General features: G+C 72.9%; 28 protein-coding genes, 2 pseudogenes and 1 riboswitch. Of the genes and pseudogenes, 16 read left to right on the forward strand and 14 right to left on the reverse strand.

What is annotated here, in order from left to right:
* The 5 genes and pseudogenes from UW392_RS63680 to UW392_RS63700 form a co-directional block, all read right to left on the reverse strand.
* Nucleotides 1-246, reverse strand: a pseudogene (locus tag UW392_RS63680) (urease accessory protein UreF); the annotation flags it as partial.
* Between the two features lie 8 nt (nt 247-254).
* The gene (locus UW392_RS63685) at nt 255-1,976 is read right to left on the reverse strand and encodes an urease subunit alpha (protein ID WP_320784648.1); all 1,722 of its coding nucleotides are present in this window, start codon (nt 1,974-1,976) and stop codon (nt 255-257) included.
* Nucleotides 1,969-2,280, reverse strand: a complete 312-nt coding sequence (locus UW392_RS63690) for an urease subunit beta (RefSeq protein ID WP_320784649.1) — start codon at nt 2,278-2,280, stop codon at nt 1,969-1,971. The genes UW392_RS63685 and UW392_RS63690 overlap by 8 nt, the downstream gene beginning before the upstream one ends.
* A gap of 11 nt (nt 2,281-2,291) precedes the next feature.
* Nucleotides 2,292-2,594 carry an urease subunit gamma gene (locus UW392_RS63695; RefSeq protein ID WP_320784650.1) on the reverse strand — a complete coding sequence of 101 codons (303 nt, stop codon included), beginning with the start codon at nt 2,592-2,594 and terminating at the stop codon, nt 2,292-2,294.
* Nucleotides 2,595-2,730: 136 nt separating this feature from the next.
* Nucleotides 2,731-3,003 (reverse strand): type II toxin-antitoxin system Phd/YefM family antitoxin, encoded by a 273-nt coding sequence (locus tag UW392_RS63700; protein ID WP_320784651.1) that lies wholly within the window; start codon nt 3,001-3,003, stop codon nt 2,731-2,733.
* A gap of 178 nt (nt 3,004-3,181) precedes the next feature.
* Between UW392_RS63700 and UW392_RS63705 the strand changes: the two genes are divergently transcribed.
* The 4 genes from UW392_RS63705 to UW392_RS63720 all read left to right on the forward strand — a co-directional run bounded on the left by UW392_RS63705 (nt 3,182) and on the right by UW392_RS63720 (nt 5,874).
* A complete protein-coding gene (locus UW392_RS63705) occupies nt 3,182-3,823 on the forward strand; it encodes an ATP-dependent Clp protease proteolytic subunit (RefSeq protein ID WP_320784652.1) in 642 nt (213 codons plus the stop codon).
* Between the two features lie 7 nt (nt 3,824-3,830).
* On the forward strand, nt 3,831-4,139 hold the full coding sequence (locus tag UW392_RS63710) for a hypothetical protein (RefSeq protein ID WP_320784653.1): 309 nt from the start codon (nt 3,831-3,833) through the stop codon (nt 4,137-4,139).
* 361 nt (nt 4,140-4,500) lie between these two features.
* A riboswitch (cyclic di-AMP (ydaO/yuaA leader) is annotated at nt 4,501-4,708 on the forward strand.
* A 3-nt stretch (nt 4,709-4,711) separates the two neighbouring features.
* Nucleotides 4,712-5,185 carry a C40 family peptidase gene (locus UW392_RS63715; protein ID WP_320784654.1) on the forward strand — a complete coding sequence of 158 codons (474 nt, stop codon included), beginning with the start codon at nt 4,712-4,714 and terminating at the stop codon, nt 5,183-5,185.
* Between the two features lie 128 nt (nt 5,186-5,313).
* Nucleotides 5,314-5,874 (forward strand): DUF6328 family protein, encoded by a 561-nt coding sequence (locus UW392_RS63720; protein WP_320784655.1) that lies wholly within the window; start codon nt 5,314-5,316, stop codon nt 5,872-5,874.
* Nucleotides 5,875-5,895: 21 nt separating this feature from the next.
* Here UW392_RS63720 and UW392_RS63725 read toward each other — a convergent pair whose 3' ends face one another.
* Nucleotides 5,896-6,357, reverse strand: coding sequence for an ATP-binding protein (locus tag UW392_RS63725; protein WP_320784656.1), 462 nt, complete (start codon nt 6,355-6,357; stop codon nt 5,896-5,898).
* Between the two features lie 249 nt (nt 6,358-6,606).
* Here UW392_RS63725 and UW392_RS63730 point away from each other — a divergent pair, with 249 nt between their 5' ends.
* A complete protein-coding gene (locus tag UW392_RS63730; protein WP_320784657.1) occupies nt 6,607-7,467 on the forward strand; it encodes a helix-turn-helix transcriptional regulator in 861 nt (286 codons plus the stop codon).
* A gap of 9 nt (nt 7,468-7,476) precedes the next feature.
* Complete coding sequence (locus UW392_RS63735) at nt 7,477-7,701, forward strand: DUF397 domain-containing protein (RefSeq protein ID WP_320784658.1); 225 nt, start codon at nt 7,477-7,479, stop codon at nt 7,699-7,701.
* A 62-nt stretch (nt 7,702-7,763) separates the two neighbouring features.
* On the opposite strand, the gene UW392_RS63740 is transcribed toward UW392_RS63735, so the two are convergent.
* Complete coding sequence (locus UW392_RS63740; RefSeq protein ID WP_320784659.1) at nt 7,764-8,891, reverse strand: 8-amino-7-oxononanoate synthase; 1,128 nt, start codon at nt 8,889-8,891, stop codon at nt 7,764-7,766.
* 192 nt (nt 8,892-9,083) lie between these two features.
* On the opposite strand from UW392_RS63740, the gene bioB reads away from it, so the two are divergent.
* The 4 genes from bioB to UW392_RS63760 are packed head-to-tail and all read left to right on the forward strand — an operon-like array spanning nt 9,084 to nt 12,933.
* Entirely contained in the window at nt 9,084-10,232 is a 1,149-nt protein-coding gene (gene bioB, locus UW392_RS63745; RefSeq protein WP_320784660.1) for a biotin synthase BioB, read from the forward strand.
* Nucleotides 10,225-11,529 carry an adenosylmethionine--8-amino-7-oxononanoate transaminase gene (locus UW392_RS63750; RefSeq protein ID WP_320784661.1) on the forward strand — a complete coding sequence of 435 codons (1,305 nt, stop codon included), beginning with the start codon at nt 10,225-10,227 and terminating at the stop codon, nt 11,527-11,529. Before bioB ends, UW392_RS63750 begins: the two co-directional genes overlap by 8 nt.
* A 49-nt stretch (nt 11,530-11,578) precedes the next feature.
* On the forward strand, nt 11,579-12,301 hold the full coding sequence (gene bioD / locus UW392_RS63755; protein WP_320784687.1) for a dethiobiotin synthase: 723 nt from the start codon (nt 11,579-11,581) through the stop codon (nt 12,299-12,301).
* Nucleotides 12,235-12,933 (forward strand): class I SAM-dependent methyltransferase, encoded by a 699-nt coding sequence (locus tag UW392_RS63760; protein WP_414497754.1) that lies wholly within the window; start codon nt 12,235-12,237, stop codon nt 12,931-12,933. The genes bioD and UW392_RS63760 overlap by 67 nt, the downstream gene beginning before the upstream one ends.
* 21 nt (nt 12,934-12,954) lie before the next feature.
* Here the strand turns inward: UW392_RS63760 and UW392_RS63765 are convergent, their stop codons facing one another.
* The gene (locus UW392_RS63765; RefSeq protein ID WP_320784663.1) at nt 12,955-13,329 is read right to left on the reverse strand and encodes a fic family toxin-antitoxin system, toxin component; all 375 of its coding nucleotides are present in this window, start codon (nt 13,327-13,329) and stop codon (nt 12,955-12,957) included.
* Nucleotides 13,330-13,382: 53 nt separating this feature from the next.
* On the reverse strand, nt 13,383-13,610 hold the full coding sequence (locus UW392_RS63770) for an antitoxin (RefSeq protein ID WP_320784664.1): 228 nt from the start codon (nt 13,608-13,610) through the stop codon (nt 13,383-13,385).
* Nucleotides 13,611-13,770: 160 nt separating this feature from the next.
* Here UW392_RS63770 and UW392_RS63775 point away from each other — a divergent pair, with 160 nt between their 5' ends.
* The 5 genes from UW392_RS63775 (at nt 13,771) to UW392_RS63795 (ending at nt 18,595) form a co-directional block, all read left to right on the forward strand.
* The gene (locus UW392_RS63775; protein WP_320784665.1) at nt 13,771-14,688 is read left to right on the forward strand and encodes an LLM class F420-dependent oxidoreductase; all 918 of its coding nucleotides are present in this window, start codon (nt 13,771-13,773) and stop codon (nt 14,686-14,688) included.
* A gap of 57 nt (nt 14,689-14,745) precedes the next feature.
* On the forward strand, nt 14,746-15,180 hold the full coding sequence (locus tag UW392_RS63780; RefSeq protein ID WP_320784666.1) for a GNAT family N-acetyltransferase: 435 nt from the start codon (nt 14,746-14,748) through the stop codon (nt 15,178-15,180).
* A gap of 95 nt (nt 15,181-15,275) precedes the next feature.
* Nucleotides 15,276-16,649, forward strand: a complete 1,374-nt coding sequence (locus UW392_RS63785) for a hemolysin family protein (protein WP_320784667.1) — start codon at nt 15,276-15,278, stop codon at nt 16,647-16,649.
* Nucleotides 16,646-17,659, forward strand: a complete 1,014-nt coding sequence (locus tag UW392_RS63790) for a hemolysin family protein (protein WP_320784668.1) — start codon at nt 16,646-16,648, stop codon at nt 17,657-17,659. The genes UW392_RS63785 and UW392_RS63790 overlap by 4 nt, the downstream gene beginning before the upstream one ends.
* Before the next feature lie 66 nt (nt 17,660-17,725).
* Nucleotides 17,726-18,595 carry an SGNH/GDSL hydrolase family protein gene (locus UW392_RS63795; RefSeq protein ID WP_320784669.1) on the forward strand — a complete coding sequence of 290 codons (870 nt, stop codon included), beginning with the start codon at nt 17,726-17,728 and terminating at the stop codon, nt 18,593-18,595.
* A 245-nt stretch (nt 18,596-18,840) separates the two neighbouring features.
* On the opposite strand, the gene UW392_RS63800 is transcribed toward UW392_RS63795, so the two are convergent.
* From UW392_RS63800 to UW392_RS63810, 3 genes are all read right to left on the reverse strand, one after another.
* Nucleotides 18,841-19,800, reverse strand: a complete 960-nt coding sequence (locus UW392_RS63800) for a DUF4184 family protein (protein ID WP_320784670.1) — start codon at nt 19,798-19,800, stop codon at nt 18,841-18,843.
* 272 nt (nt 19,801-20,072) lie between these two features.
* Nucleotides 20,073-20,948 carry a hypothetical protein gene (locus UW392_RS63805; RefSeq protein WP_320784671.1) on the reverse strand — a complete coding sequence of 292 codons (876 nt, stop codon included), beginning with the start codon at nt 20,946-20,948 and terminating at the stop codon, nt 20,073-20,075.
* Nucleotides 20,945-21,280 (reverse strand): PadR family transcriptional regulator, encoded by a 336-nt coding sequence (locus UW392_RS63810; protein ID WP_320784672.1) that lies wholly within the window; start codon nt 21,278-21,280, stop codon nt 20,945-20,947. The genes UW392_RS63805 and UW392_RS63810 overlap by 4 nt, the downstream gene beginning before the upstream one ends.
* Nucleotides 21,281-21,318: 38 nt before the next feature.
* Between UW392_RS63810 and UW392_RS63815 the strand changes: the two are divergent.
* Nucleotides 21,319-21,477, forward strand: a pseudogene (locus UW392_RS63815) (3-ketoacyl-ACP reductase); the annotation flags it as partial.
* A gap of 166 nt (nt 21,478-21,643) precedes the next feature.
* On the opposite strand, the gene UW392_RS63820 reads toward UW392_RS63815, so the two are convergent.
* Nucleotides 21,644-22,858, reverse strand: a complete 1,215-nt coding sequence (locus UW392_RS63820) for an FAD-dependent monooxygenase (protein WP_320784673.1) — start codon at nt 22,856-22,858, stop codon at nt 21,644-21,646.
* Nucleotides 22,855-24,252: an MFS transporter gene (locus tag UW392_RS63825; protein WP_320784674.1), complete on the reverse strand. Its 1,398-nt coding sequence runs from the start codon at nt 24,250-24,252 to the stop codon at nt 22,855-22,857. The genes UW392_RS63820 and UW392_RS63825 overlap by 4 nt, the downstream gene beginning before the upstream one ends.
* Between the last annotated feature and the right edge of the window lie 177 nt (nt 24,253-24,429).

The following is a 24,429-nucleotide window of genomic DNA, read 5'->3' on the forward strand; positions in this document are numbered from 1 at the left end:
GGCCGACGGCGTGCGGGCGTCCGCTGCGGCGTCCAGTTCCACCGTGTCCACGCCGAGCGCCGCCGACGCGGCCAGCCCGGCCGAGACGAGCCCGGCCGTGTGCAGCCGCCCGCGGCAGAACGCCTCCAGCTCCGGTGCACCGGCGATCCGCCCGGCCCGCACGGCCACCTCCGCCCCGCCGGAGTGCGCGTGCCCTCCCGCGGGGAAGCGTCCGTCGGCGAGGACGAGCAGCGCGGCCCTGGTCATCGGCGGCATCAGAAGAGGAAGTAGCGCTGGGCCAGGGGCAGCTCGGCGGCGGGAGCGGCCTCGACCGGTTCGCCGTCGATGTGCACGGCGAAGCTGTCCGGGTCGACCCGCACGTCCGGCCGCGCGTCGTTCTCCCGCATGTCGGCCTTGGTCACCCCGCGCGTCGACTCGATCGCCACGAACCGCTTCCCCAGGCCCAGCCGTCCCGGCAGCCCGTCCTCGATGGCGAGCGGTGCCACGAAGTTGACGGAGTTCGCGGCGGGGGCCCGCCCGATCGCCCCGTACATCGGCCGCGGCAGGATCGGCTGCGGGGTCGGGATGGACGCGTTGGCGTCGCCCATCTGCGCGTACGCGATCTGCCCGCCCTTGATGACCAGGTACGGCTTCACCCCGAAGAACGCCGGCTCCCACAGCACCAGATCCGCGAGCTTGCCGCTCTCGACCGACCCGATCTCCCGTGCGAGTCCCTGCGCGAGCGCCGGATTGATCGTGTACTTGGCGACATAGCGACGTACCCGGTGGTTGTCCGCGCGTCCGTCGCCGGGGAGCGCGCCCCTGCGCCGCTTCATGACGTGCGCCGTCTGCCAGGTCCGCAGGATCACCTCGCCGACCCGTCCCATCGCCTGGGAGTCGGAGGAGATGATCGAGATGGCGCCGAGGTCGTGCAGGATGTCCTCGGCCCCGATCGTGGACGGCCGGATGCGGGACTCGGCGAAGGCCAGGTCCTCCGGGACCGCCGGGTTGAGGTGGTGGCAGACCATCAGCATGTCGAGGTGTTCCTCGGCGGTGTTGACGGTGTAGGGCCGGGTGGGGTTGGTGGAGCTGGGCAGGACGTGGGGCTCGGACACCACGGTCATGATGTCGGGCGCGTGCCCGCCGCCCGCGCCCTCCGTGTGGTAGGCGTGGATGCCGCGTCCGGCGATCGCGGCGAGGGTGTCGCCCACGAACCCCGCCTCGTTGAGGGTGTCCGTGTGAATGGCGACCTGGACGCCGGTCCGCTCGGCGACGGTCAGCGAGGCGTCGATGACGGCCGGGGTCGACCCCCAGTCCTCGTGCAGCTTCAGGCCGAGCGCGCCGCCGCGGATCTGGGACAGCATCGCCTCGTGGGAGACGGTGTTGCCCTTGCCGAGGAAACCGATGTTGAGCGGGTACCGCTCCATCGCCTCCAGCATCCGCGCGAGGTGCCAGGGGCCGGGCGTGACGGTGGTGGCCTTGGAGCCCTCGGCGGGGCCGGTGCCCCCGCCCACCAGTGTCGTCACCCCGGACGCGAGGGCCTCGTCGGCGATCTGCGGGCAGATGAAGTGGACGTGCGCGTCCACGCCGCCGGCCGTCAGGATCCGCCCGTTGCCCGCGACGACCTCGGTCTCCGGGCCGATGACCAGGTCCGGGTGGACCCCGTCCATGGTGTCGGGGTTGCCGGCCTTGCCGATCCCGGTGATACGGCCGTCCCGGACGCCGACGTCGGCCTTGACGACGCCCCAGTGGTCGACGATCACGGCTCCGGTGATCACGGTGTCCGGGGTGCCGTCGGCGCGCGTGGCGCGTGCCTGGCCCATGGACTCCCGGATGACCTTGCCGCCGCCGAAGACCGCCTCGTCACCGGCGCGGCCGGGGCCGCCGCTGCGGTCCTCCTCGATCTCGACCAGCAGGTCGGTGTCGGCGAGGCGGATGCGGTCACCGGTGGTGGGGCCGAACAGGTCGGCGTAGACGGGACGGGGGATCTCAGGCATCGAGGGCGCCTCCGGTCTCCCCGCGCAGTCCGGGCACGACGCGCGCTCCGGCGAGGGGGACCAGACCGACCTCGACGGGGATGCCGGGTTCGAAGCGCACGGCGGTCCCGGCGGCGATGTCCAGCCGCTTGCCGCGCGCGGCGGCGCGGTCGAACTCCAGGCCGGGGTTGGCCTCGGCGAAGTGGTAGTGGGAGCCGACCTGGACGGGCCGGTCGGCGGCGTTGAGGACGGTGAGCCGGGTGACCTCGCGGCCCTCGTTGCAGACGATCGGGTCCTCGGCGAAGAGGATCTCTCCGGGTGTCACGGGCGCCCCCGTCAGACGATCGGGTCGTGGACGGTGACGAGCTTGGTGCCGTCCGGGAAGGTCGCCTCGACCTGGACGTCGTGGATCATCTCGGGGATGCCCTCCATGACGTCGTCGCGGGTGAGCACTTCCCGCCCGGACGCCATGAGTTCGGCGACGGTCCGGCCGTCGCGGGCGCCCTCGAGGAGGTGCGAGGTGATGAGCGCGACCGCCTCGGGGTGGTTGAGCCGCAGCCCGCGGGCCCGGCGCCGGGCGGCCACGTCGGCCGCCACGTGGATCAGCAGCCGCTCCTGCTCATGCGGGGTCAGTCGCACGCCGTCCCACCTCACAGTCCTCGTCCCGGACCGTGCGGGGCCCGGTTGCCGTGGCCGCCGGACAACGTCCCCGGTGGCCTGGGCGCAGGCTAGAGGGGTGGCGTTTCGGCGGCGTTAACCGCGCACCCTCCCCGTTTCAGGACGGCCCCGTCCCCCGGTGCTCCGCGGCGATCCCGAACCGCTGGTGCTCCCGCGGTGCCGTCGCGGACTCGCGGACGTGGGACACCGAGCTGACCATCGACTCCTGTGCCGCCGCCTCCTCCAGGCGCTCCAGGTCGGCGGCGGAGACCAGGGCGACGAGGGGCTTCCCGTGCCGCGTCACGACGACGCGCTCGCCGCCGTACACCACGCGGTTGATCAGGTCGGCGAGCTCAGCCCTGGCTTGCGTCACCGGAATCTCGTAGGCCATGACGTCCAGCTTAGACGGGGGCCACGACAGTCTGCGGGGGCCGGTCGATCCGGTTCCGCCACCTGTTTCGCTCTCAGCGTGCCCCCTCCCCTTCGGGCGTACGTTCTGTACATTCTTTACGGAACGAACAGAGGGCCATTGGCAGAGGGCCAGAGGACCGTCGGAGGAGGCGCGCTCCATGGGCAAGAACGAACCGTCCGCCCGCTACGTCCTGCCGGAGTTCACCGAACGCACCGGCGCAGGGGTGCGGACGCTCGATCCGTACGCGAAGCTGCTGGCGGAACGGATCGTGTTCCTGGGGACCCCGATCGACGACCGCTCGGCGAGCGACGTGACGGCGCAGTTCATGTATCTCGAGCACGCGGCGCCGGACCGGGACATCTCGCTCTACATCAACTCACCCGGCGGCTCGTTCAGCGCGATGACGGCCGTCTACGACACGATCCAGTACGTCTCCTGCGACGTGGAGACCATCTGCCTCGGCCAGGCCGCCTCGGCCGCCGCGGTGCTGCTGGCCGGCGGGACGCCGGGCAAGCGGTACGCCCTGCCCGGCGCCCGCGTGCTGGTGCACCAGCCGTCGCTGCCCGAGCCGGTCGAGGGACAGGCGAGCGACCTCGCCCTCCGGGCCGACGAGTTGCTGCGCAACCGCGCGACGCTGGAGGGGATGCTCGTACGGCACACCGGCCGGAGCCCGGAGCAGGTGCGGGCCGACATCGAGCGGGACACGGTCCTGGACGCCGCCGGAGCCGTGGCGTACGGCCTGGTGGACCGGGTCGTCGAGAGCCGCAAGGCCTCCCGCGCCCTGCCCGGTGGGAGGTGAGCCGCCGGTGCTGCCCCCCGAACTGCCACCGCTGCCCGCGCTGACCCGTGCCGAGGCGGAGCTGATCGACCGGTACCTCGACGTGGTCGACCTGCTGGGCCGGATCAACCCGGCGCGCCCGGGCGACACCTACCGCGGACTGCGCGCCGCACAGGCCCTGGTGGGCAGGGCGACGGCCCTGCGCACCGCTCTCGAACTGATGCACAAGCGAGGGGAGAGCGAGTTGCACGCCCCGACCCTCGCACGCGCCCTGCGGGTGCTCGACGGCGAACGGCGCACCACCCGTGTCACCGTGCCACCGGAACCGGGCGGCTGACGCGGGTTCCCCACCACGGGAGTACGGCACGAGGGCCCGGCACGGGGCGCACGCCGCTCCCGTCGGCGCATCCGGCACGGAGCGCGCGCGGACCGGACCGCATACCCACGAACGGCCTAAGGGCCCGTCCTCCCCAAGACGCGCAGAAGTTGCGCACTCCGTCCGCACCAGGGACTCAGCCGCCGCGCCGCCCCTGGTGCGAGGACCTCGGCTCCCTCGGCCCGCGTCGCCGGAAGGGGCTGTCCACCCGAACAGGTGAGTGGTGAGTAACCCCACAAATCTCCGATTCCGCTCGGTGATTGCGACATTCGTGCGTCAAGATCCCTACCGACGACAAGCCCCCGCCGCAGCGGCGGGGCGGTCCGGGCGGACGCCGAGTCCTGCCACCGCACGGATGACGGGTCGACAGAAGTGGATCGGCAGGAGTGGAGGACCCGAGCACGACGGGCCGCCGGGACGAACACCGTTCCGAGTGGTCCTTGGGGTGAAGCCACGTCATGACGTGGCCGGGCTACTTCGCCAGCCCGAATCCGACAGGTCATCCTTCACAGGCGGCTGACGAAGGGTTGCGCATGACTGCGCTCAATCGTGTCCCGTCGCTGCTCGGCCGGGCCGGCACCGCATCGTTCCTCACCATCGCCGCCGTGGGCGGCAGCCTCGTGGTCCCGGGTGTCGCCACCCAGGCCGAGGCGACCTCGCCGGCGTCGAAGGCGCTGAAGATCGCGGCGTCGAAGCAGGGCGCCCCGTACGCGTGGGGCGCCACGGGCCCGAACCGGTTCGACTGCTCCGGGCTGACGCTGTACGCGTACAAGAAGGCGGGCAAGAAGCTGCCCCGCACCGCCGCGCAGCAGTACAACAAGACCAAGAAGATCTCCGCATCCAAGCGCAAGCAGGGTGACCTGGTCTTCTTCCACTCGGGCAAGAACGTGTACCACGTCGGCATCTACGCCGGGAGCGGCAAGCTCTGGCACTCCCCGAAGAGCGGGGACGTGGTGCGCAAGTCGAAGATCTGGACGAAGAGCGTCTGGTACGGCCGGGTGGCGTGACCTGCCCGGGGCGACGGCTTCCCGTGCCGTCGCCCCTCCTCGGTCCCGGCCCGGCACACCCACGACGTGCCTGGTGGGACGCGTCCCGTGCGGGCGTGACCACGCCCGGACGGGTTACACGTTCCCCCATGGCCGACCACCAGAGCTCGCACACGGGACGCAACGAGACGCCGCTCGAGAGAGCCGACCGCAACTTCATCGAGCTGCTCCAGGAACTGCGCGTCACCCAGACCGGGGTGCAGGTCCTCTTCGCCTTCCTGCTGTCGATGGCGTTCACCCAGCGCTTCGAGTCGCTGGACACCTTCCAGCTCGCCACCTACGTGACCACGCTGCTGCTGGCCCTGCTCTCGGCCATCATCTTCGTCGCGCCGGCCGCCCTGCACCGCTCCCTCTTCCAGCAGAACGCCAAGCCGCTGATCGTCCGGGTCTCCGACCGGCTGGCCACCGTCGGCATGGTGGTGCTGATGCTGGCGTTCACGGGATCGGTCACCCTCGTCGTGGACGTGGCGCTGGACCGCGGGGCCGGCATCGCCGCCGGAGCGGGCACCTTCCTCGCCTGCACGGGCCTGTGGGGCGTACTGCCCCGCCTGGTCCTCCGGTCGGGATCCCGCGACGACGCCGACGAGACGTCCGCCGGGGCACCGGAGACGGTGTCGTCGTCCCGGGGACCGCGCGAGCCGATCCACTGACCCCCCGCCGCCCGGGCCCGCTCAGGGGTCCTGCTGCCCGGCCGCCGTCAGCGGCGGCTGCGCCGACGTCACCCAGGGCAGTTCGATGGCCACCGTCTTGCCGCCCTCCCGGGTGGGTCTCATGCTCAGTCTGCCTCCGCACTCGGCGGTCAGCCAGCGGATGATGACCATGCCGCGGCCGTTGTCCTGCTGCACGGCCGCGGGCAGCCGTTTCGGGAACCGCGGGTGACTGTCGGTGACACCGATGTGCAGGTGCTCGTCGCGGTCGAGCGCGATGTCCACGGTGAACGTGGGCGACTGTCCGAAGGTGTGCTGGACGGCGTTGGTGGCGAGTTCGGAGACGATCAGCCGTACGGTCTCGCCGATCTCGGCGTCGCTCGGCAGGCCCCATTCGGACAGGACACCGGCGACATAGGTGCGGGCCGCGGAGACCGAGGCCGGGTCGCTCGGCAGAGTGACGGATGCTTCCTGGTGGTCTGCCATAACCACGTCGTCCCTTTCCCACGAGACCGCCGGTCCGCCACGGAAGGAAGGATTCGGGTACGGTCCCGGACTGGTGCTTCGCGCCAGATTGCCATCACTGAGGGTGCTCGCGGCACCGATCCGCCAAGATGTGCATATATCTGTCGCTCGAAGCGGTGAACTCTCCGACGACCGACCGTATTTGGGCGGCCCCATTGGTCCATCCTCTACCGTCGCCCCGACACCGCGGCCGGGCGGAAGGAGAGACCCATGCAATACGGTCCTGCGGTGCGCCGTCGCAAGCTCGGTACCGAACTGCGCCTGCTGCGCTGCCGCTCCGGCCTCACCAGCATCGAGGCGGCCCGGCTCGTCGGCTGGCACCAGTCGAAGGTGAGCCGGATCGAGACGGGTTCCAGCGGGGTGAAACCGGCCGACGTCCGCCGGCTGCTCGACGCGTACGGGGTGGCGGACACCGAACTGCGCGAGCTGCTGCTGGCGTTGGCGGGCGGCGAGGACGGCGGCGGTCGGCAGAACTGGTGGCACGCCTACCGTGGGGTGCTGCCGCCGACGTACCGCGATTTCATCAGCCTCGAGTCGCAGGCCGGCGGGATGTGCACGCTGGAGACCTCGGTGGTGCCGGGCCTGCTGCAGACGCCCGAGTACGCCCGTGCGGTGACCCGGGCCACGCTGGAGGGGCTGGCGGACGACAAGCTGGACGCGCTGGTGGAGGTGCGCATCGCACGCCAGGACGTGCTGCGCGCGGACCCGCCGCTGCGGCTGGACGCCGTCCTGGACGAGGCGGTGCTGCGCCGGCGGGTCGGCGGGCCCGAGGTCATGGCACGGCAGTTGCAGCGGCTCCGGGAGGCGGCGGCGCTGCCTCAGGTAAGGCTGCAGGTATTGCCGTTCACCGCGGGGGAACACATCGGCCTCACCGGTCCTTTCGTCATCTTCTCGTTCTGCAACACGGCCGATCTGGACGTTGTCGTGCTCGACCACTTGACGAGTAGCCTCTACCTCGAACGGAAAGAAGACCTCCAGGCCTATGTGGAGGCCTTCAACGCCCTTCGCTTCCACGCCCTTTCGCCCGAGGAATCGTTGGATTACATCGCCGGGATAGCCGCCGGCGCATAAGGAGGCACCATGTCAGCTCTGCCTCGTCATGTCCCTTCGAGCACCGCGCTGCACGATGTGCAATGGCTGCGCAGCAGTCGCAGCACGGGAATGAACAACTGCGTCGAGACGGCGCGCCCGCATACCGGCTCCCGCGCCGGTCTGGTGGCCGTCCGCGACTCGAAGAACACGACGGGACCCGCTCTGCTGTTCACCCCCGAAAGCTGGGAGGAATTCATCTCCGCGCTCCGGTGACAAGTGACTTCCTGTCACCCGTCACCGCCGGGAATCTCGACGCACGGCCGTGTCACGCCGACTCACGGCCGCGTCCCGCAGATCACCGCGACGGCCCGGTCCAGCTGCCCGTCGGTGAGATCCGCCCGGGCGGTCAGCCGCAGCCGTGACACCCCGTCGGGCACGGACGGTGGGCGGAAGCAGCCGACGGCGAGACCTGCCGCCCGGCAGTCGGCCGCCCACCGTACGGCCCGCTCGGGCGAAGGGGCGCGTACGGACACCACGGCGGCGTCGGGCCGCACGGCATCGAGGCCCGACGCCGTCAGCCGGGTGTGCAGCTCCGCCGCCACCTCCCGTGCCCGGGCCGCGCGCCCGGGTTCCCGGCGCAGCAGCCGCAGCGCGGCCAGGGCCGCACCGGTGGCCGCCGGGGCCAGGCCCGTGTCGAAGATGAACGTCCGGGCCGCGTTGACCAGGTGGTCGATCACCCGCTCAGGGCCGAGCACCGCCCCGCCCTGGCTGCCGAGCGCCTTCGACAGGGTGACGGTCACCACCACGTCCGGCGCGCCGGCGAGTCCGGCCGCGTGCGGGGCGCCCCGGCCGCCGTCGCCCAGGACGCCCAGCCCGTGCGCGTCGTCGACGATCAGTCCGGCGCCGGCCCGGCGGCAGACGGCGGCCAGTGCGGCGAGGGGGGCCGCGTCGCCGTCCACCGAGAAGACCGAGTCGGAGACGGCCACGGCCGGACCCGGATGCGTGCCGAGCGCCCTGCCGACGGCTTCCGGATCGGCGTGCGGGACGACCTGGGTGATCCCCCGGGCCAGCCGGCAGCCGTCGATCAGGGAGGCGTGGTTGCCCGCGTCCGAGACGAGCAGCGAGCCGTCCGGTGCCAACGCGGTCACCGCGGCGAGGTTGGCCGTGTACCCCGAGGACAGGACGAGGGCCGCCTCGGAGCCGCAGAAGCCGGCCAGCTCGCGCTCCAGTTCGCCGTGGAGTTCGGTGGTGCCGGTGACCAGCCGGGAGCCGGTGGCCCCCGCGCCCCACCGGCGGGCCGCCCCGGCGGCGCCCGCGACGACCTCCGGGTGCCGGGCGAGCCCCAGGTAGTCGTTGCTCGCGAGGTCCAGCAGCGAGGACGCGGCGGGGCGGGGCCGCAGGGTGCGGACGAGTCCGGCGCGCCGGCGGGTGCGTGCCTGCTCGTCGATCCAGCCGAACGCCATGGGTCCTCCGGGCCTGCGGGGCGGGTGACACGCCTGCGGCCGGTGTGCCGACGGCGCCGTTTGTGCACAGTGGACAGACACTAGCCATCCGGCGGCCCGACCGCAGTAGTGGCGATACCCACATTCCGGACGGCCGCCGTTGTGCGATCCCTCCTTGGCCCGGGGCGCTCCCGTACGCCAGGATCGCCTTCCATGGACCTGCTGAGCACACTCGTGGACAAGGGGCTCCGGCGCGCGTCGCCGACCCGCGGAGAAGCGCTGGCCGTCCTGGCCACGTCCGACGACGACCTGCTGGACGTGGTGGCCGCCGCCGGCCGGGTGCGGCGGCACTGGTTCGGCCGGCGGGTGAAACTCAACTACCTCGTCAACCTCAGGTCCGGACTCTGCCCCGAGGACTGCTCCTACTGCTCCCAGCGCCTCGGTTCGACGGCCGGCATCCTCAAGTACACCTGGCTGAAACCGGAGGAGGCCGCCGATGCGGCGACCGCGGGGCTGGCGGGCGGCGCCAAGCGGGTCTGTCTGGTGGCCAGCGGCCGCGGCCCGACCGACCGGGACGTCGACCGGGTCTCCGAGACGGTACGGACGATCAAGGAGCGGAACGGGGACGTCGAGGTGTGCGCGTGCCTCGGCCTGCTCTCCGACGGCCAGGCCGAGCGGCTGCGCGCGGCGGGCGCCGACGCCTACAACCACAACCTCAACACCGCCGAGGCGACGTACGGCTCCATCACCACCACGCACACCTACGCCGACCGTGTGGACACGGTGCACAAGGCGCACGCGGCCGGGCTGTCCGCCTGTTCCGGGCTCATCGCGGGGCTGGGCGAGAGCGACGAGGACCTGGTGGACGTGGTGTTCTCGCTGCGCGAGCTGGACCCGGACTCGGTGCCGGTCAACTTCCTGATCCCGTTCGAGGGCACCCCGCTCGCGAAGGAGTGGAACCTCACCCCGCAGCGGTGCCTGCGCATCCTGGCGATGGTCCGGTTCGTCTGCCCGGACGTGGAGGTGCGGATCGCGGGCGGCCGCGAGGTGCACCTGCGCGGCATGCAGCCCCTCGCCCTGCACCTCGCCAACTCGCTCTTCCTCGGCGACTACCTCACCAGCGAGGGCCAGGCGGGCCGGGCGGACCTGGAGATGATCGCCGACGCCGGGTTCGAGGTGGAGGGCACGGAGCGGGTGACACTGCCGGAGCACCGGACGGGTGGCTGCCGGCCGGCGGGCGGCGGCTGCGGCTCCGCCCCCGCCGCCCCCGCCGCCGACGTGCCGGAGACCGGTGAGGCCCGTACGGACCTCGTCGCCGTGCGCCGCCGGGGTGCCGGGACGGATCTCGCGCCCAATGCCTGAGCCGTCCGCGCCCGGCCTCTCCCTGTCCGCGCTGCTGGAGCTCGACCGGCGGCACGTCTGGCACCCGTACGCCTCCCTGCCCGGCCGGCACGAGCCGCTCGTCGTCGAGTCGGCGAGCGGTGTACGGCTGAGGGTCCGGCGGGCCGCGGGGGACGGCACCGAACTCGTCGACGGCATGTCGTCCTGGTGGGCGGCGATCCACGGCTACGGCCACCCGGTGCTCGACGAGGCGGTGCGCGAGCAGCTGGCGCGGATGAGCCACGTGATGTTCGGCGGGCTCACGCACGAGCCCGCCGTGCGGCTGGCGGAGCGCCTCGTCGGCATCACGCCCGAGGGTCTGGAGCACGTCTTCCTCGCCGACTCGGGCTCGGTGTCGGTCGAGGTCGCGGTCAAGATGTGCCTGCAGTACTGGCGTTCGCTCGGCCGCCCCGCCAAGCGGCGCCTGATGACCTGGCGCGGCGGATACCACGGCGACACCTGGCAGCCGATGTCGGTGTGCGACCCCGAGGGCGGGATGCACGGGCTGTGGCGGGGGGTGCTGCCCCGGCAGGTGTTCGCGGACGCGCCCCCGGCCGCGTACGAGGAGGCGTACGCGGACCGGCTGCGCGAGCTGGTCGCGTGCCACGCCGACGAGCTGGCCGCGGTGATCGTGGAGCCGGTGGTGCAGGGCGCGGGCGGGATGCGGTTCCACTCCCCCGCCTACCTGCGGGTGCTGCGGGAGGCCTGCGACGCGCACGACGTGCTGCTGGTGTTCGACGAGATCGCGACCGGGTTCGGGCGCACGGGCGCGCTGTTCGCGGCGGAGCACGCGGGGGTGACGCCGGACGTGATGTGCGTGGGCAAGGCGCTCACCGGCGGCTACCTGACGATGGCGGCGACGCTGTGCACCTCGCGGGTGGCCGAGGGGATAGCGCGGGGCGAGGTGCCGGTGCTCGCCCACGGGCCCACCTTCATGGGCAACCCGCTGGCGGCGGCCGTGGCCTGCGCCTCGATCGACCTCCTCCTCGGCCAGGACTGGCTCGCCGAGGTCAAGCGCATCGAGGCGGGGCTCAGGGAGGGGCTCGCCCCGGCGGCCGGTGCCCTGGGCGTGCGGGACGTCCGCGTCCTCGGTGCCGTCGGGGTCGTACAGCTGGACCACGAGGTGGACGTGGCGGCGGCGACGCGGGCCGCGGTGCGCGAGGGCGTGTGGCTGCGGCCGTTCCGCGACCTCGTCTACACGATGCCGCCGTACGTCGCGCGGGACGAGGACGTGGCACGGATCGCGCGCGCGGTGTGCGCGGCGGCGCGGGAGGGGTGAGGGGCATGAGGGGCGTCCGGGAGGGTGACCGCGGGGAGACGGCCGGGTGATCGGGCCGGGGGTCCTGGTGGTCACGGGCACCGGCACGGAGGTCGGCAAGACGGTGGCCACGGCCGCCGTCGCCGCGGTGGCCGCCGCGGCCGGCCGTACCGTCGCCGTGCTCAAGCCCGCGCAGACGGGCGTACGTCGGGGCGAGCCGGGCGACGCGGATGAGGTGGTCCGCCTGGCCGGTACCGTGACGGCCCGCGAACTGGTGCGCTATCCGGAGCCGTTGGCCCCGGCGACGGCCGCCCGCCGCTCAGGGCTCGCTCCGGTGCGGCCCGGGGACGTGGCGGACGCCGCCACCGAGCTCGCGGTGGAGCACGACCTCGTGCTCGTCGAGGGCGCGGGCGGCCTGCTCGTCCGGTTCGACGAGGAGGGCGGCACGCTGGCGGACGCCGCCCGGCTGCTGGACGCGCCCGTGCTGGTCGTCGCGTCGGCGGGGCTGGGCACGCTCAACACGACCGAGCTGACGGCACGGGAACTGCGCGGGCGCGGACTGGATCTGACCGGTGTCGTGATCGGCAGCTGGGCGGATGCGCCGGACCTGGCGTCCCGCTGCAACCTGGCCGATCTGCCGGTGGTGGCGGGGGCGCCGCTCCTCGGCGCGGTGCCCGCCGACGCGGGCGCCCTGGAGCCGGCCGCCTTCCGTGCGCGGGCCGGGGGCTGGCTGGCGCGGGAGCTGGGCGGGGTGTGGGACGCGGGGGCGTTCACGGCGGCGCACCGCGGGTGAGGCGGCGCGCCGTGTGCTTCCCCGGCAGCGCGCGGTGTGCTTCCCCGCTCTCGGGCCGGGTCATCGAGATCGGCGCGGGCAACGGCCTCGACTTCGCGCGCTGTCCGGCCACCGTCTCCGAGGTCGTGGCGATCGAACCGGAGCGCCTGCTGCGGCCGTCGGCGGTGAACGCGGCGTTCCGCGCCGATGTGCCGGTGGACGTCGTGCCGGGCGCGGCGGAGGCGCTGCCGGTCAAGAGCGAGGCGTTCGACGCGGCCGTCGTGTCCCTGGTGCTGTGCTCCGTGCGGGACCTACGGCGGTCGCTCGCGGAGATACGGCGTGTGCTGCGCCCGGGCGGCACCCTGCGGTTCTTCGAGCACGGCGTGGGCGGCGGGCGCGTGACGCGGGTGACGCAGCGGGTGGCGGACGCCACCGTGTGGCCCCTGCGGCTCGGCGGCTGCCACTCGGCCCGGGACCCGATCGGCCTGATGCGGGACGCCGGGCTGGAGGTCGGCCCGTACCGACACCTGGTGGTACCCCCGGCGGGCCCGCGGGTGCCGAGTTCCCACCACGTGCTCGGAGCGGCGCGCCGGCCGGAGCTCAGCGGGCCCGAGGGCGGGGGCGGGGGCGCCGAGGACCCGGCCGGTCGCTGATCCCGGGCAGCCGCACGCGGTTCACACGCCCCACTTGCGCAGCTCCTCCGCGATGTCGTGCACCGAGGCCGCACCGCTCTTCACCAGTCTCGCCAGCTCCCTGACCTGTTCGGGCGTGGTGACGACCTTGATGCCGTCGGCCACCAGGTAGGCGTAGGCGACGGCGCAGGCGAACAGCGCGTTGGAGCGCTCGAGGGCGGGAACGTGCAGCAGGAGCTGGAGCAGTGCGGCGGCGCAGGCGTGCGGGCCGTCGTAGACGGGAACGTCGAATATCTCGGCCTCGTGCCGGGCGACGGCCGCGACCAGGGCGCCCCAGTCGGTGACCTGCGGGTCACCGGGCGTCTTCTGCTCGGCGACCATGAGGAGCCAGGCGAGGTCGATCTTCAGGTTGCTCAAGGGATCCGTCGAGTCCTCTTGTCCGGCGTGTGCGGCGGCCTGGGTGACGGCACTCAGCGACGGCCCTCGCGCTCCGCGCCGAACTCCTCGGCGAAGACGGTCTCGTACTGCTGCATGAAGTCGGCGGCGGCCTCCACGAAGGACTGCCCGGCCTCCCCCGCGTCCTGTCGCACCAGCTCTTCGATGTAGCGGTTCACGCTCATCCCGCGCTCCAGGGCTCGCTCGCGGGCGGTGCGGGCCGTGTCCGCGTTTACCCGGACGTTCAGCTGGGTCTTGGCCATACCTCGACGCTAGCGCTCTGCCGCTAGCGCGAGCAAGGCGCACGGCGGGCGCACGGACGCACCGCGTCCTGGCGGCGCACGCGCCCCGGTGATGTACTCACCCCGTCCGATCAAGGTCCGATCAGGACCCGGTCAAGTCCCGTACCGGTGAGGAGAGTTCATGTCACGCCCCTTCCGTTTCGGCGTCAACCTGATCAGCCCCGCACCCGCCGACGAGTGGCGCGCGAAGTGCCGCAGGGCCGAGCAGCTCGGGTACGACGTGCTCCTGGTCCCCGACCACCTCGGGATGCCGGCCCCCTTCCCCGCCCTGGTCGCGGCGGCCGCGGCGACCAGCGGGCCACGGGTGGGCACGTTCGTGCTCAACGCGGGTTTCTGGAACCCCGCGCTGCTGGCCCGTGAGGTGGCCACCACGGACGCGCTGACGGGCGGGCGCCTGGAGCTCGGGCTCGGCACCGGCTACGTGCGGGCGGAACACGAGAGCGCGGGGCTGCCGTGGGGGTCGCCGCGCGAGCGGGTGGACCGCCTGCGGCACACCGTCGAGGAGCTGGTCCGCCTGCTCGGCTCCACGGACCTCCCCCACTCTCGACTCCGTTCGAGCGGGGGGACCCCCACGCCGGACCCCGTGCAGCGGCCCCGGGTACCGCTCATGATCGGCGGGGGCGGCGACCGGATGCTGCGGCTCGCGGCCGAGCACGCGGACATCGTGGCGTTCACGGGGGCGCGCAGCCTGCCCGACGGCACCCTCGTACCGGTGACGGACGAGGAGTTCGGCGAGCGCGTCGCGCGGTACGCGAAGTCCGCCACCGGGCGCGAGGAGCCGGCCGAGCGGAACCTGCTCGTCCAGCTCGTGGTCGTGACGGACGACCCGGGCGCCGCCGTGCGGGAGTGGCTGCCGTACTTCCCGCAGCTGAGCGAGGAGCAGGTCCTCGGTCTGCCGACGGCGCTGGTGGGGACCCTGGAGGAGATCGTCGGCCGGGTGCGGGCCCTGCGGGAGCGCCACGGGATCACCTACCTGACGGTCCTGGAGCCGAACATGGAGGTCTTCGCGCCGGTCATGGCGGCGCTGCGGGACGGGTGACCGTCCGCATCGTGGAATGGTGCGTCCGGCCGGCGGCCGCGTGCTGTGATCATCCGCATGACCGACCTTCGTATCCGGGCCGCCGGGCCCGAGGACCTGGACACCGTGCTGGCCTTCTGGAAGACGGCCGCGGAGGGCACGAGCATCAGCGACGACCGGGAGGGCGTGGAGCGGCTGGTCGCCCGTGACGCGGACGCGTTGCTCCTCGCCGAGCTGGACGGGGAGCTGGTGGGCACGGTGATCGCGGGCTTCGACGGCTGGCGCTGTCACCTGTACCGGCTCGCGGTCCGTCCGGAGCGGCGCCGGCAGGGGGTCGGCTCGGCGCTGCTGGCGGCCGCCGAGGAGCGGTTCGTGGGGCTCGGGGGGCGGCGCGGGGACGCGATGGTCCTCGAGCGGAACGGGACGGCGCACCATGCCTGGCGCGCCGCGGGGTACGCGCCACAGGAGCAGTGGCGGCGGTGGGTGAGGCCACTCGGTGACGAGGCCGTCTGACGGCCCACACCGGCGGATCGCGCGGGCCGGGCGGCCCGCGTCGTCGCGCGCCCCGCCCACCGCTGCCGGATCATGGGACGGGCGGAGGTGACCCGATGACCGAAGTGCTCCTCCTGCTGGTGGCGGTGGTGCTCGCCGTGGCCTGCGGCGCCTTCGTCGCGGCCGAGTTCTCCCTGACCACGGTCGAGCGCAGTGCGCTCGAGCGGGCCGTGGAGCGGGGCGAACGGGGCGCGGCGGGCGCTCTCGAAGCCGTACGGAACCTGACGTTCCAGCTCTCCGGGGCGCAGCTCGGCATCACCGTGACGAACCTGGTGGTCGGCATGCTCGCCGAGCCGTCCGTCGCCGCGCTGATCGCGGGGCCGCTGGAGTCCGCGGGGGTGCCGGCCTCGGCGTCGGGCTCGATCGCGCTGGTGATCGGCACGGCCCTGTCGACCGTGTTCCTGATGGTGGTCGGCGAGCTGGTGCCGAAGAACTGGGCGATCTCCTCGCCGGTCGCCGTCGCCCGGACGGTGGCGACGCCGATGCGCTGGTTCAGCACCGCCTTCCGCCCGTTCATCCGGCAGCTGAACAACACGGCCAACCGTCTCGTGCGCCGCCTCGGCGTCGAGCCCGCCGAGGAGCTGGCCTCCGCGCGCGGGCGCCAGGAGCTGGCGGCGCTCGCCCGGCACTCCGCCCGGGAGGGCGCCCTGGAGGCGGACACGGCCGAACTGTTCGTGCGCACGCTGAACCTCGCCGACCTGACCGCGGAGAACGTCATGACCCCGCGGGTCCAGGTGATCGCGCTGGATGCCCGGGCCACCTGCGAGGACGTGGCGAACGCGACCCGGGCGACGGGCCTGTCCCGCTTCCCGGTCCACCGTGACGGCCTCGACTCGGTGATCGGCACGGTGCACGTCAAGGACGTGCTGGCGGTGCCCGCCGAGCGGCGCCCGCACGTCCCCGTCGCGGAACTGGTGCGCGAGCCGCTCTTCGTCCCGCAGTCGCTGACCGTGGACCGCCTCCTGGACCGGCTGTCCGGCAAGCGCACGATGGCGGTGGTCATCGACGAGTACGGCGGCACGGCGGGCGTCGCGACGCTGGAGGACATCGTCGAGGAGGTCGTCGGCGAGGTGCGCGACGAGCACGACCCGCACGAGACGCCGGACCTCGCCCCGGCGGGCGCGGACGACGCGGGCCGGGCGCTGTACGCGGCCGACGGCTCGGCCCGCACCGACCGGCTCGCGCGCGTGGGGCTGCGGGCGCCGGACGGTCCCTACGAGACGCTCGCGGGCCTGGTGGCGGCCGAGCTGGGCCGCATCCCGGGCGTGGGCGACACCGTGGAGGTGGCCGGCTGGCGGCTCGAGGTGGTGGACGCCTCGGGCCGCCGGGCCGCACGGGTCCTGCTGCACGCGCCGCTCGACGGGGACGCGGCGGGCGGCGGGGACGCGACGGGCGGCGGGGCCGACGGGCAGGGAGGTGAGGGGCGATGACCGTCGTCCAGCTGCTGATCGGCCTGGCGACGCTGGTCGTCAACGCCTTCTTCGTGGGCGCCGAGTTCGCGTTGATCTCCGTGCGCCGCAGCCAGATCGAACCGTACGCCGAAGGGGGCGACCGGCGGGCGAAGCGCGTGCTGTGGGGCCTGCGGCACGTGTCCGCGCTGATGGCGGCCGCCCAGCTCGGCATCACGCTGTGCACCCTGGTCCTCGGCGTGGTCGCGGAGCCCGCGATCGCGCACCTGCTGGAGCCGGTGTTCCACGCGGTCGGCGTGCCGGAGGGCGCCGGGCACGCGGTGTCCTTCGTGCTCGCGCTGGCCGTCGCCACGTACCTGCACATGCTGCTCGGCGAGATGGTGCCGAAGAACGTCGCGCTCGCGGAGCCGGTGCGCACCGCGCTGCTGCTGGGCCCGCCGCTGGTGGCGCTGTCCCGGGCGCTGCGGCCGGTGATCTTCACCGTCAACGCCGTCGCGAACGCCTTGCTGAAGCTCCTGCGGATCGAGACGAAGGACGAGGTCACCGCGGCCTTCTCGGACGCCGAGCTGGCCCGGCTGGTGCAGGACTCCGGTGCCGCCGGGCTCCTCGACGACCGCGCGCAGGAGCGGCTGCACGACGCGCTGGAGCTCGGCCGGCGGCCCGTGCGGGACGTGGTGGTGCCGCTGGAGCGCGTGGTGTACGCCCGGATGGGGGTCACCCCGGACGAGCTGGAGCGGCTGACGGCGGGGTCGGGGTTCTCCCGCTTCCCCGTGGTGGACTCCGGCCGCCGGATCGTGGGCTACCTGCACGTGAAGGACGCGCTGGACGCGGCGCCCCGGGACCTGCCGTTCGCGGTGGCGGACATGCGGCCGGTCGCCCGGGTGCGGGAGACCACACCCCTGGACGACGTGCTGACGGCCATGCGGCGCAGCCGGACGCACCTGGCGGCGGTCCTGGGCGGGGACGGCCGGCTGGCGGGTCTGGTGACCATGGAGGACGTGCTGCGGGAGCTGTTCGGCCAGCCGGTGTGACAGCCGTGACACCGCTCCGGCCCGACCGACCGCCGGGTACGGCCGCGCGTTAGCATCGTCGACGCCATGCAGACGAACCCCACGCACCCCAGCACCCAGCACAGCGGTCCCCCGTACACCAGTTTCGTCGCGATCGGCGACTCCTTCACCGAGGGCATGTCGGACCTGCTGCCCGACGGCTCCTACCGGGGCTGGGCGGACCTCCTCGCGGGACGGATGGCCGCGCAGACGCCCGGCTTCCGGTACGCGAACCTCGCGGTGCGCGGCAAGCTCATCCGGCAGATCCTCGACGAGCAGGTGGACGTCGCGGCCGCGATGGGCGCGGACGTGATCACCCTGGTGGGCGGTCTGAACGACACCCTGCGGCCCAAGTGCGACATGGCGCAGGTGCGCGGCCGGCTGGAGGAGGCCGTGGAGCGGCTGGCGCCGTTCTGCCGGCAGCTGGTGCTGATGCACAGTCCGGGCCGCCAGGGACCGGTGCTGCAGCGGTTCCGTCCCCGCATGGAGGAGCTGTTCGCGCACATCGACGCGCTCGCCGCACGCCACGGCGCGCTCGTGGTGGACCTGTACGGGGCTCCGTCCCTCAGCGACCCGCGGATGTGGGACGTGGACCGGCTGCACCTGACGGCCGAGGGGCACCGCCGGGTCGCGGAGGCGGTCTGGCAGGCGCTCGGGTACGACGCGGAGGACACCGGGTGGCGTACGCCCCTGCCCCTCGCGCCGCCACCCGCCTGGGTCGCGCGGCGCATCGCCGACGTGCGTTTCACCCGGACGCACCTGCTGCCGTGGATCGGCCGCCGGCTGACCGGCCGCTCCTCGGGGGACGGCCGGGCAGGCGCCCAGTTCAACGCTGAGCTGGGCAAAGCCTTCTGGGTCAGCCCTGCGGACCACATGAACCCCGGGCCTGTGGCGGACTGGCGACGGGTGGGGCACTAGGGTCCGTCTTCACACAGGTCTCACTCAGAGCAGGAACGAGGCGAGACAGACCGCCGCTTCGTAGGAGGTGGCGGTCTTGTCGTACCTGGTCTCGCCGACCACCGCGCCGGCCACCGCAGCCCGGTCCATGGCTACTGCCTGGACGTGCCGTCTGCCGAAACCTTGATGATGACGCGTGCGCGGCACGTCGATCCTGGGTCGATGGTCGACACAGGGCGCTGGAAGGGCGGCCACCGGGCGAGCGATCACACCTTGTGTTGGGCCGCTCCGGTCGAACGAGCTCCGTTGGCCGACGTCTTCGCCGACCGGCGTGACACGGCACTGACGTGCCAGGCGGTGGAGTACAGCAGGAGTGCGACTGCGAGTGAGGCGCCGGCTCTCTTGGCGGCTCCGGTGAGCACTCCTTCGGCGACGGTGCCCCACGGCGCCGGGACCGTCCTGGTGGGGTAGGTGGTGTCGCTCGCGCCGTTGCCCAGGTCGACGGTGGTCGGGCGGCTGTAGTCCACTTCGGTCACGTGGCGGTAGGCGGTGAAGTCGCCGGCGGCGTTCGTGGCGCCGCCCAGCACGGGAGCCGCAACGAGCAGAACCACCACGCCCCACCGCGTGAGGGGAGTCAGGCGGGCAACGTCGTCGCTGCCGGTGGTGGGCCGCAGTCGGGCCCGGCGGCGCCAAAGGTGCCATCCGAGGGCCGCCAGGCCGAGGACGGTGCTCGTGTACTGCAGCAGCCGGGCAACGCTCAAGCCGCCGATGGCCGAGGCACGCAGTATCTCCAGGTGTGTGACCAGGAAGCCGTCGCCGTGGGTGAAGGAGTCCCATGCCACGTGGGAGGCGATACCGATCAGGGCGGAGACCAGCAGCCACATGGTGTGGCGGGCTCTGGCCGGCACGTCGACCGCCCGCTCCGTTTCGGGCAGGCGAAGGCCGGACGGGAGCAGAGCCGTGATCGGTGCGCGCAGCATCCGGTACGCGGCGACCAGGCCGAGGGCGAAGGGCAGGCTGATCAGGAGGCCACCGACGGAAGAGTGGGTCTCGGTGGCGTTGAGGAGCGGCCCGTACCAGTCCTGGGCGCTGCTCGCGGATACGCCGAGGGCGACCAGGAAGTACGGGACATCGGGTGCCGCGGCGCCGGCGACCAGTGCCGCCGGAACGAATGGCCGCCGCAGCAGCGGGAGGACCGCGGCGGGGTGGGACAAGGTGAACGGCAACTTGGTGATCTTCCTGCTCGGACGACGCCGCAGGATCACCGCCCGCCACGGTGCGGGACCCCTTACCGGGGCGTCCCGGATCGCGCGGCTGGGCTGCCCCGGGCAACAGGTATGGATAGAACACCGGAGAGAGTATTCATCTCAACGGACTATCGCAACCGGGTGATGGCGCGCTGCCAGGCGAGAACAAGCTGGGCCGGTGGAGACGGACGGCACGAGGAAGCCGGCCGCCCCGTCGGCCGGGGCGGCCGGCCGAACAAACGGGGGGCAGGTCAGTACCGGCGGCGCACCGCCTGGAAGAACGCGGTCAGCACGGCGGCGACCGGGAGGAAGAGGAATATGCCAAGGACGGGCAGCAACTCGAGCCAGGCGTCCGTATAGGCATGGGCGATCAAGGGCGGAGAGGCCAGGGCCATCGCGCCGATCTCGCGCAGACCCGAGGACCGGGTGCGAACGGCGAGGACTGCCCCGGTGAGGGCGAGGACCAGCATCGGCCAGGCACCGTAGTCCGTGGTCACCGCGAAGGCCCTGGTGTCAACGACGACGACGGGAAACCACGCCACGGCGGCCATGGCTCCGGCGGCCGCGGACAGCCGCTTGTCACCACGTCGATCCGGAGGGCAGGCCAGGACGACCGCGAGGGTCAGCAGCGCCGCGACCGGAGCGGCAACCCCCTCGCCGTACAGGTGAGGGGTGACTGCCCACTGCGCCGCCGTCCCCAGCAGCCCGCACGCGGCCACGCCCGCGCCCAGTACCCAGCGGCCGGTCAAGGCGATGATCGCGCCGACGCACACCAGGACGGAGAGCAGCGAATACAGGGTCCACGACCCCTCCATGGCGGCGAGCTGTACCCGCATCGGGGCCGGCGAGAGAACAAGTCCGGCGTACCAGCGCGTCAGCCGCAGCCCGCCGTCCACGGCGGCGGCCGCCAGCGCGAACGGGGCAGCCATGGCGAACAGCTGCCCCGCCGACGAGGCCGAGTCCAGCCTCAGCCGCACCCGCAGGGCGTGCGCGGCCAGGTCGGCGTCCGCACGCAGCCGCACCGCACGCGGCAGGCCCGCCGTCATCTCCCGATGCACATCGACGATCTCCTGCCCGTAAGCAGCCCGGTAGGCGGCCGGATACAGGCGGACCAGAACATCGATCACGTCAGCGCCGTCGCGCCGTCGGCCAGCCGCCGCCTGACCTCCCGAGCAGTGGCGGCCAGCCGCTCCGCCTCCTCCTCCAGCCTCTCCCGCCCAGCTGGAGCCAGAGCGAAGATACGCCGCGCCCGGCCGCCCACCACTTCTTCACGCTCGACCTGGATGAGCCCTTCTGCCAGGAGCCGGTCCAGCGCCCCGTAGAGCGCCCCGGTACGCGGCACCACCCGACCCTCGGTCATCGCCTTGACCTCCTGGGCAACGGCATAGCCGTGACGCGGCGCATCGGCCAACGCCGTCAGCAGCAGCAACGCCAGCTCCTGCAGCCCTCGCTCACTCATACCGACAGAGTATTCCGTCCGACGGACGACCGGCGACGGGCAAGGACGAGGAGACCATCGCCCGCCTGACCGCCCAGCCTCCGCTGGAGCGCCTCGGTACCCCGGCCGACATCGCCGAGGTCGTGGCGTTCCCGGCCGCACCGGCCGGCCACTGGATCATCGGACGGGTCGTCCGCGCCAACGGCGGAATCGTCTGATGACGGTGGGCGATGAGCACCGCGTTTCAGGTCGGCAGCGCTTCCCCGCCGTCACCCGGAGCTCCGGCGGGGAGTCGGCCGGGTGTTCCAAGACGGCCGTGGTACCGCGGGTGATGGCCTCGGGGTTCTCCGCCACCTTCGGCGGGTCGGTGACCCACCGACTGAGTCAGTGAGTGCCGAAGTCGGGCAGGGCAAGGGCCGAATGGGCCGGGCGGGGTGCCGGGGCGGGCATGGCGCTGAGGCCGCGCAGGCGGTCGTTGCGCTGTTCCAGGGTCTGGGCGGTGGTCGGGAAGAGGCTGTCGCCGCCCTGGCCGACCAGGTTCTGGTTCGCCGTCACGAAGGCACGGGTGGTGTGCTCGTAGACGGCGAAGCCCTCGGTGTGGTCCCGGCCGGCCAGGGAGCCGGCGAGCATGTAGGCGCCGACCAGGGCGAGGCTGGTGCCCTGGCCGGTGAGGAACGAGGGCGCGTACGCGGCGTCGCCCAGCAGGGCGACCCTGCCGCTGGACCAGCGGGGCACGCGGATCTGGCCGACCGTGTCGAAGAAGACGTCGTCCGCGTCGCCCAGGGCGGCCAGGATGTCCGGCACCTTCCAACCGGCGTCGGCGAAGACCTGGTGCAGCAGGTCCCGTTGGGCTTCAGGCTCGCCGAGCACGTCGAGGGGCGGTTCCGGCCGGGCGAAGGTGAGGAAGGCGTGCACCGCGTCGTCGCCGCCCACGGCGTAGAGCGCCGCGGCCCGGCCCGGACTGTTCCACATCACGGCCTCGTCCAGGAGACCGAAGGTGTTGCGCATGGTGAAGAGGGCGAAGCAATGACCGAGGTGGTGGTTGAACTGCTCCTCCGGACCGAACAGCATCTCCCGGGTGCGGGAGTGCGTGCCGTCCGCGCCGACCACCATGTCGAACGTACGGGTGCGGCCGCTGCGGAAGGTGACGTCGACCCCGTGCTCGTACTGGTCGAGGGTGGCGACGCAGTCGTCGAACAGGAACTCCACGTCGTCACGGACGGCCGTGTACAGGGCGTCGGTCAGGTCGCCGCGCCGTATCTCCAGGTCCCGTCCCGTACCGCCGGTGACGCCGTGCGGGTGGAGCGTGGTCACCTCGCTGCCGTCCGCGTCCAGGAAGGTGAGGCGACGCAGGTCGATGTGTGCGTCCCGCAGCCGCGGCAGGATCCCCATCCGCTCGACGACGTCGAGTGCGGTGCCGCGTACGTCGACGGGGTAGCCGCCGCCGCGGAGCGAGCCGGCCCTCTCCACGACCGTGACCGCGTATCCGTAGCGGTTGAGCCAGAAGGCCAGGGCGGGTCCCGCGATGCCGCCCCCGGAGATCAGGACGTCGCGCCCGGGTGTGGTGCCTGTGCCGGTCGTCCGGTCGGTGCGGGTCATGCCTTGACTCCTTTGTTCATGGTGCGGGTGACGAACAGGGCCAGCGCCGTGACGACGCCGGCCAGGACGAAGCCGGTGACGTAGGCCGACTCGGCCGCGGTCCGGGACCCGGCAGGGGTCGCGGCGGTGAGGAAGGCACCGCCGAGCTGGCCACCCACGGCGTACCCGAGCACGCGGCTCACCAGGATCAGGCTGGTGGCGATGCCGGTGTCGTCGGAGTCGACGGCGGTGGCGGTGGCGGTCACCATGGCCGTCACGCACAGGCCGTTGGCCAGCGCGATCAGCGCCTTTCCGACGACGAGGTGCCAGACCTCCGAGTGCACGGCGGCCAGGGCGAACAGGGAGACGGCCATCATGACGACGCCGGCGTTGACGACGGCGCGCGAGCCGAACCGCCGGTCGCCGATCCCCCCGAGCGGCCCGGCCAGCGTCGCGGCGACGGCGCCGGGGAGCAGGAAGAAGGCGATCTCGGTGGCGTCGGCCCCGAACCCGTAACCGTCGCCGCGCTCGTCGAAGAGCTGCGGAATGAGGAAGACGGCGGTCGACGTACCGAGACAGACGACGAACGTCAGCACACACGCCTTCCAGATCACGGGCCGTGCCAGCAGGCGCAGGTCGATCATCGGCGAGGCGGCGCGCCGTTCCACGGCCACCCATCCGGTGACGAAGGCGGCCAGCACCACGAGGAGGGCGCCGAGCACGAGGGGCCGCGAGCCGGCCTCGGGAGCCAGGGAGAGGGTGAGCATGAGCGTGGTCAGCGTTCCGCTCAGGAGCAGCAGGCCGAGCCAGTCGACCCCGGCCTCGTGGAGGCGGCCCGGCGGGTCCGCTGGCATCAGCCCCTTCACGAGCAGGGTCGCTGCGACGACCGCGATCGTCGGCAGCCCGAACATCCAGTGCCGGGAGAGTTGTTCCGCCACCGGCCCGGCCGACAGCATGCCCACCATCCCGCCGCCGACGAAGAGTCCGCTGACCACGCCGATGGCCACCTTCGACGCGCCCGGGGGCAGATGTCTGCGCACCACGACGAAGGACAGGGGCAGCGCGCCCACCATCGCCCCCTGCAGCACCTGGCCGAGCAGCAGCACGGGGAAGTTCGGCGCCAGGGCGGACACCGTGCCGCCGACCGAGACCACCGCCATCAGGCGGAGCAGGCCCTTCTTCCCGCCGTGGCGGTCGCCGAACCTGCCCGCCAGCGGTGTGACGAGCGCGCCGGTGATGAGCAGCACGATGCTGAGCAGCGCCCCCTGGGCCTGGCTCAGGTGCAGTTCGCGTTCCAGGAGCGGGATCGTCGGTGACACGACCGACTCCAGGGCGCCGGTGGACAGTGCCAGCAGGCCGAGCGCCCCGACAGCGACCTTCCCGAAGGGCGGTGCGGGCGCCGGACTCGTGGTCATGGGCGTCCGTACGGTCGCACCGGCCGTTGCCCCGGGTTCGCTTTCTTCTTGCGTGGTCACCGTGGTCACCGACGATCTCCTTGTCGGAACATGGGAAGGGAACGAAACCCCTGCTCGAGAGGTCCGTGTCGCTCCTTCGAGCACCCGAAGGCGCCGCCGGCGGTGCGGCGGCGGGAG

The organism is Streptomyces sp. CRN 30 (genome assembly GCF_034105845.1).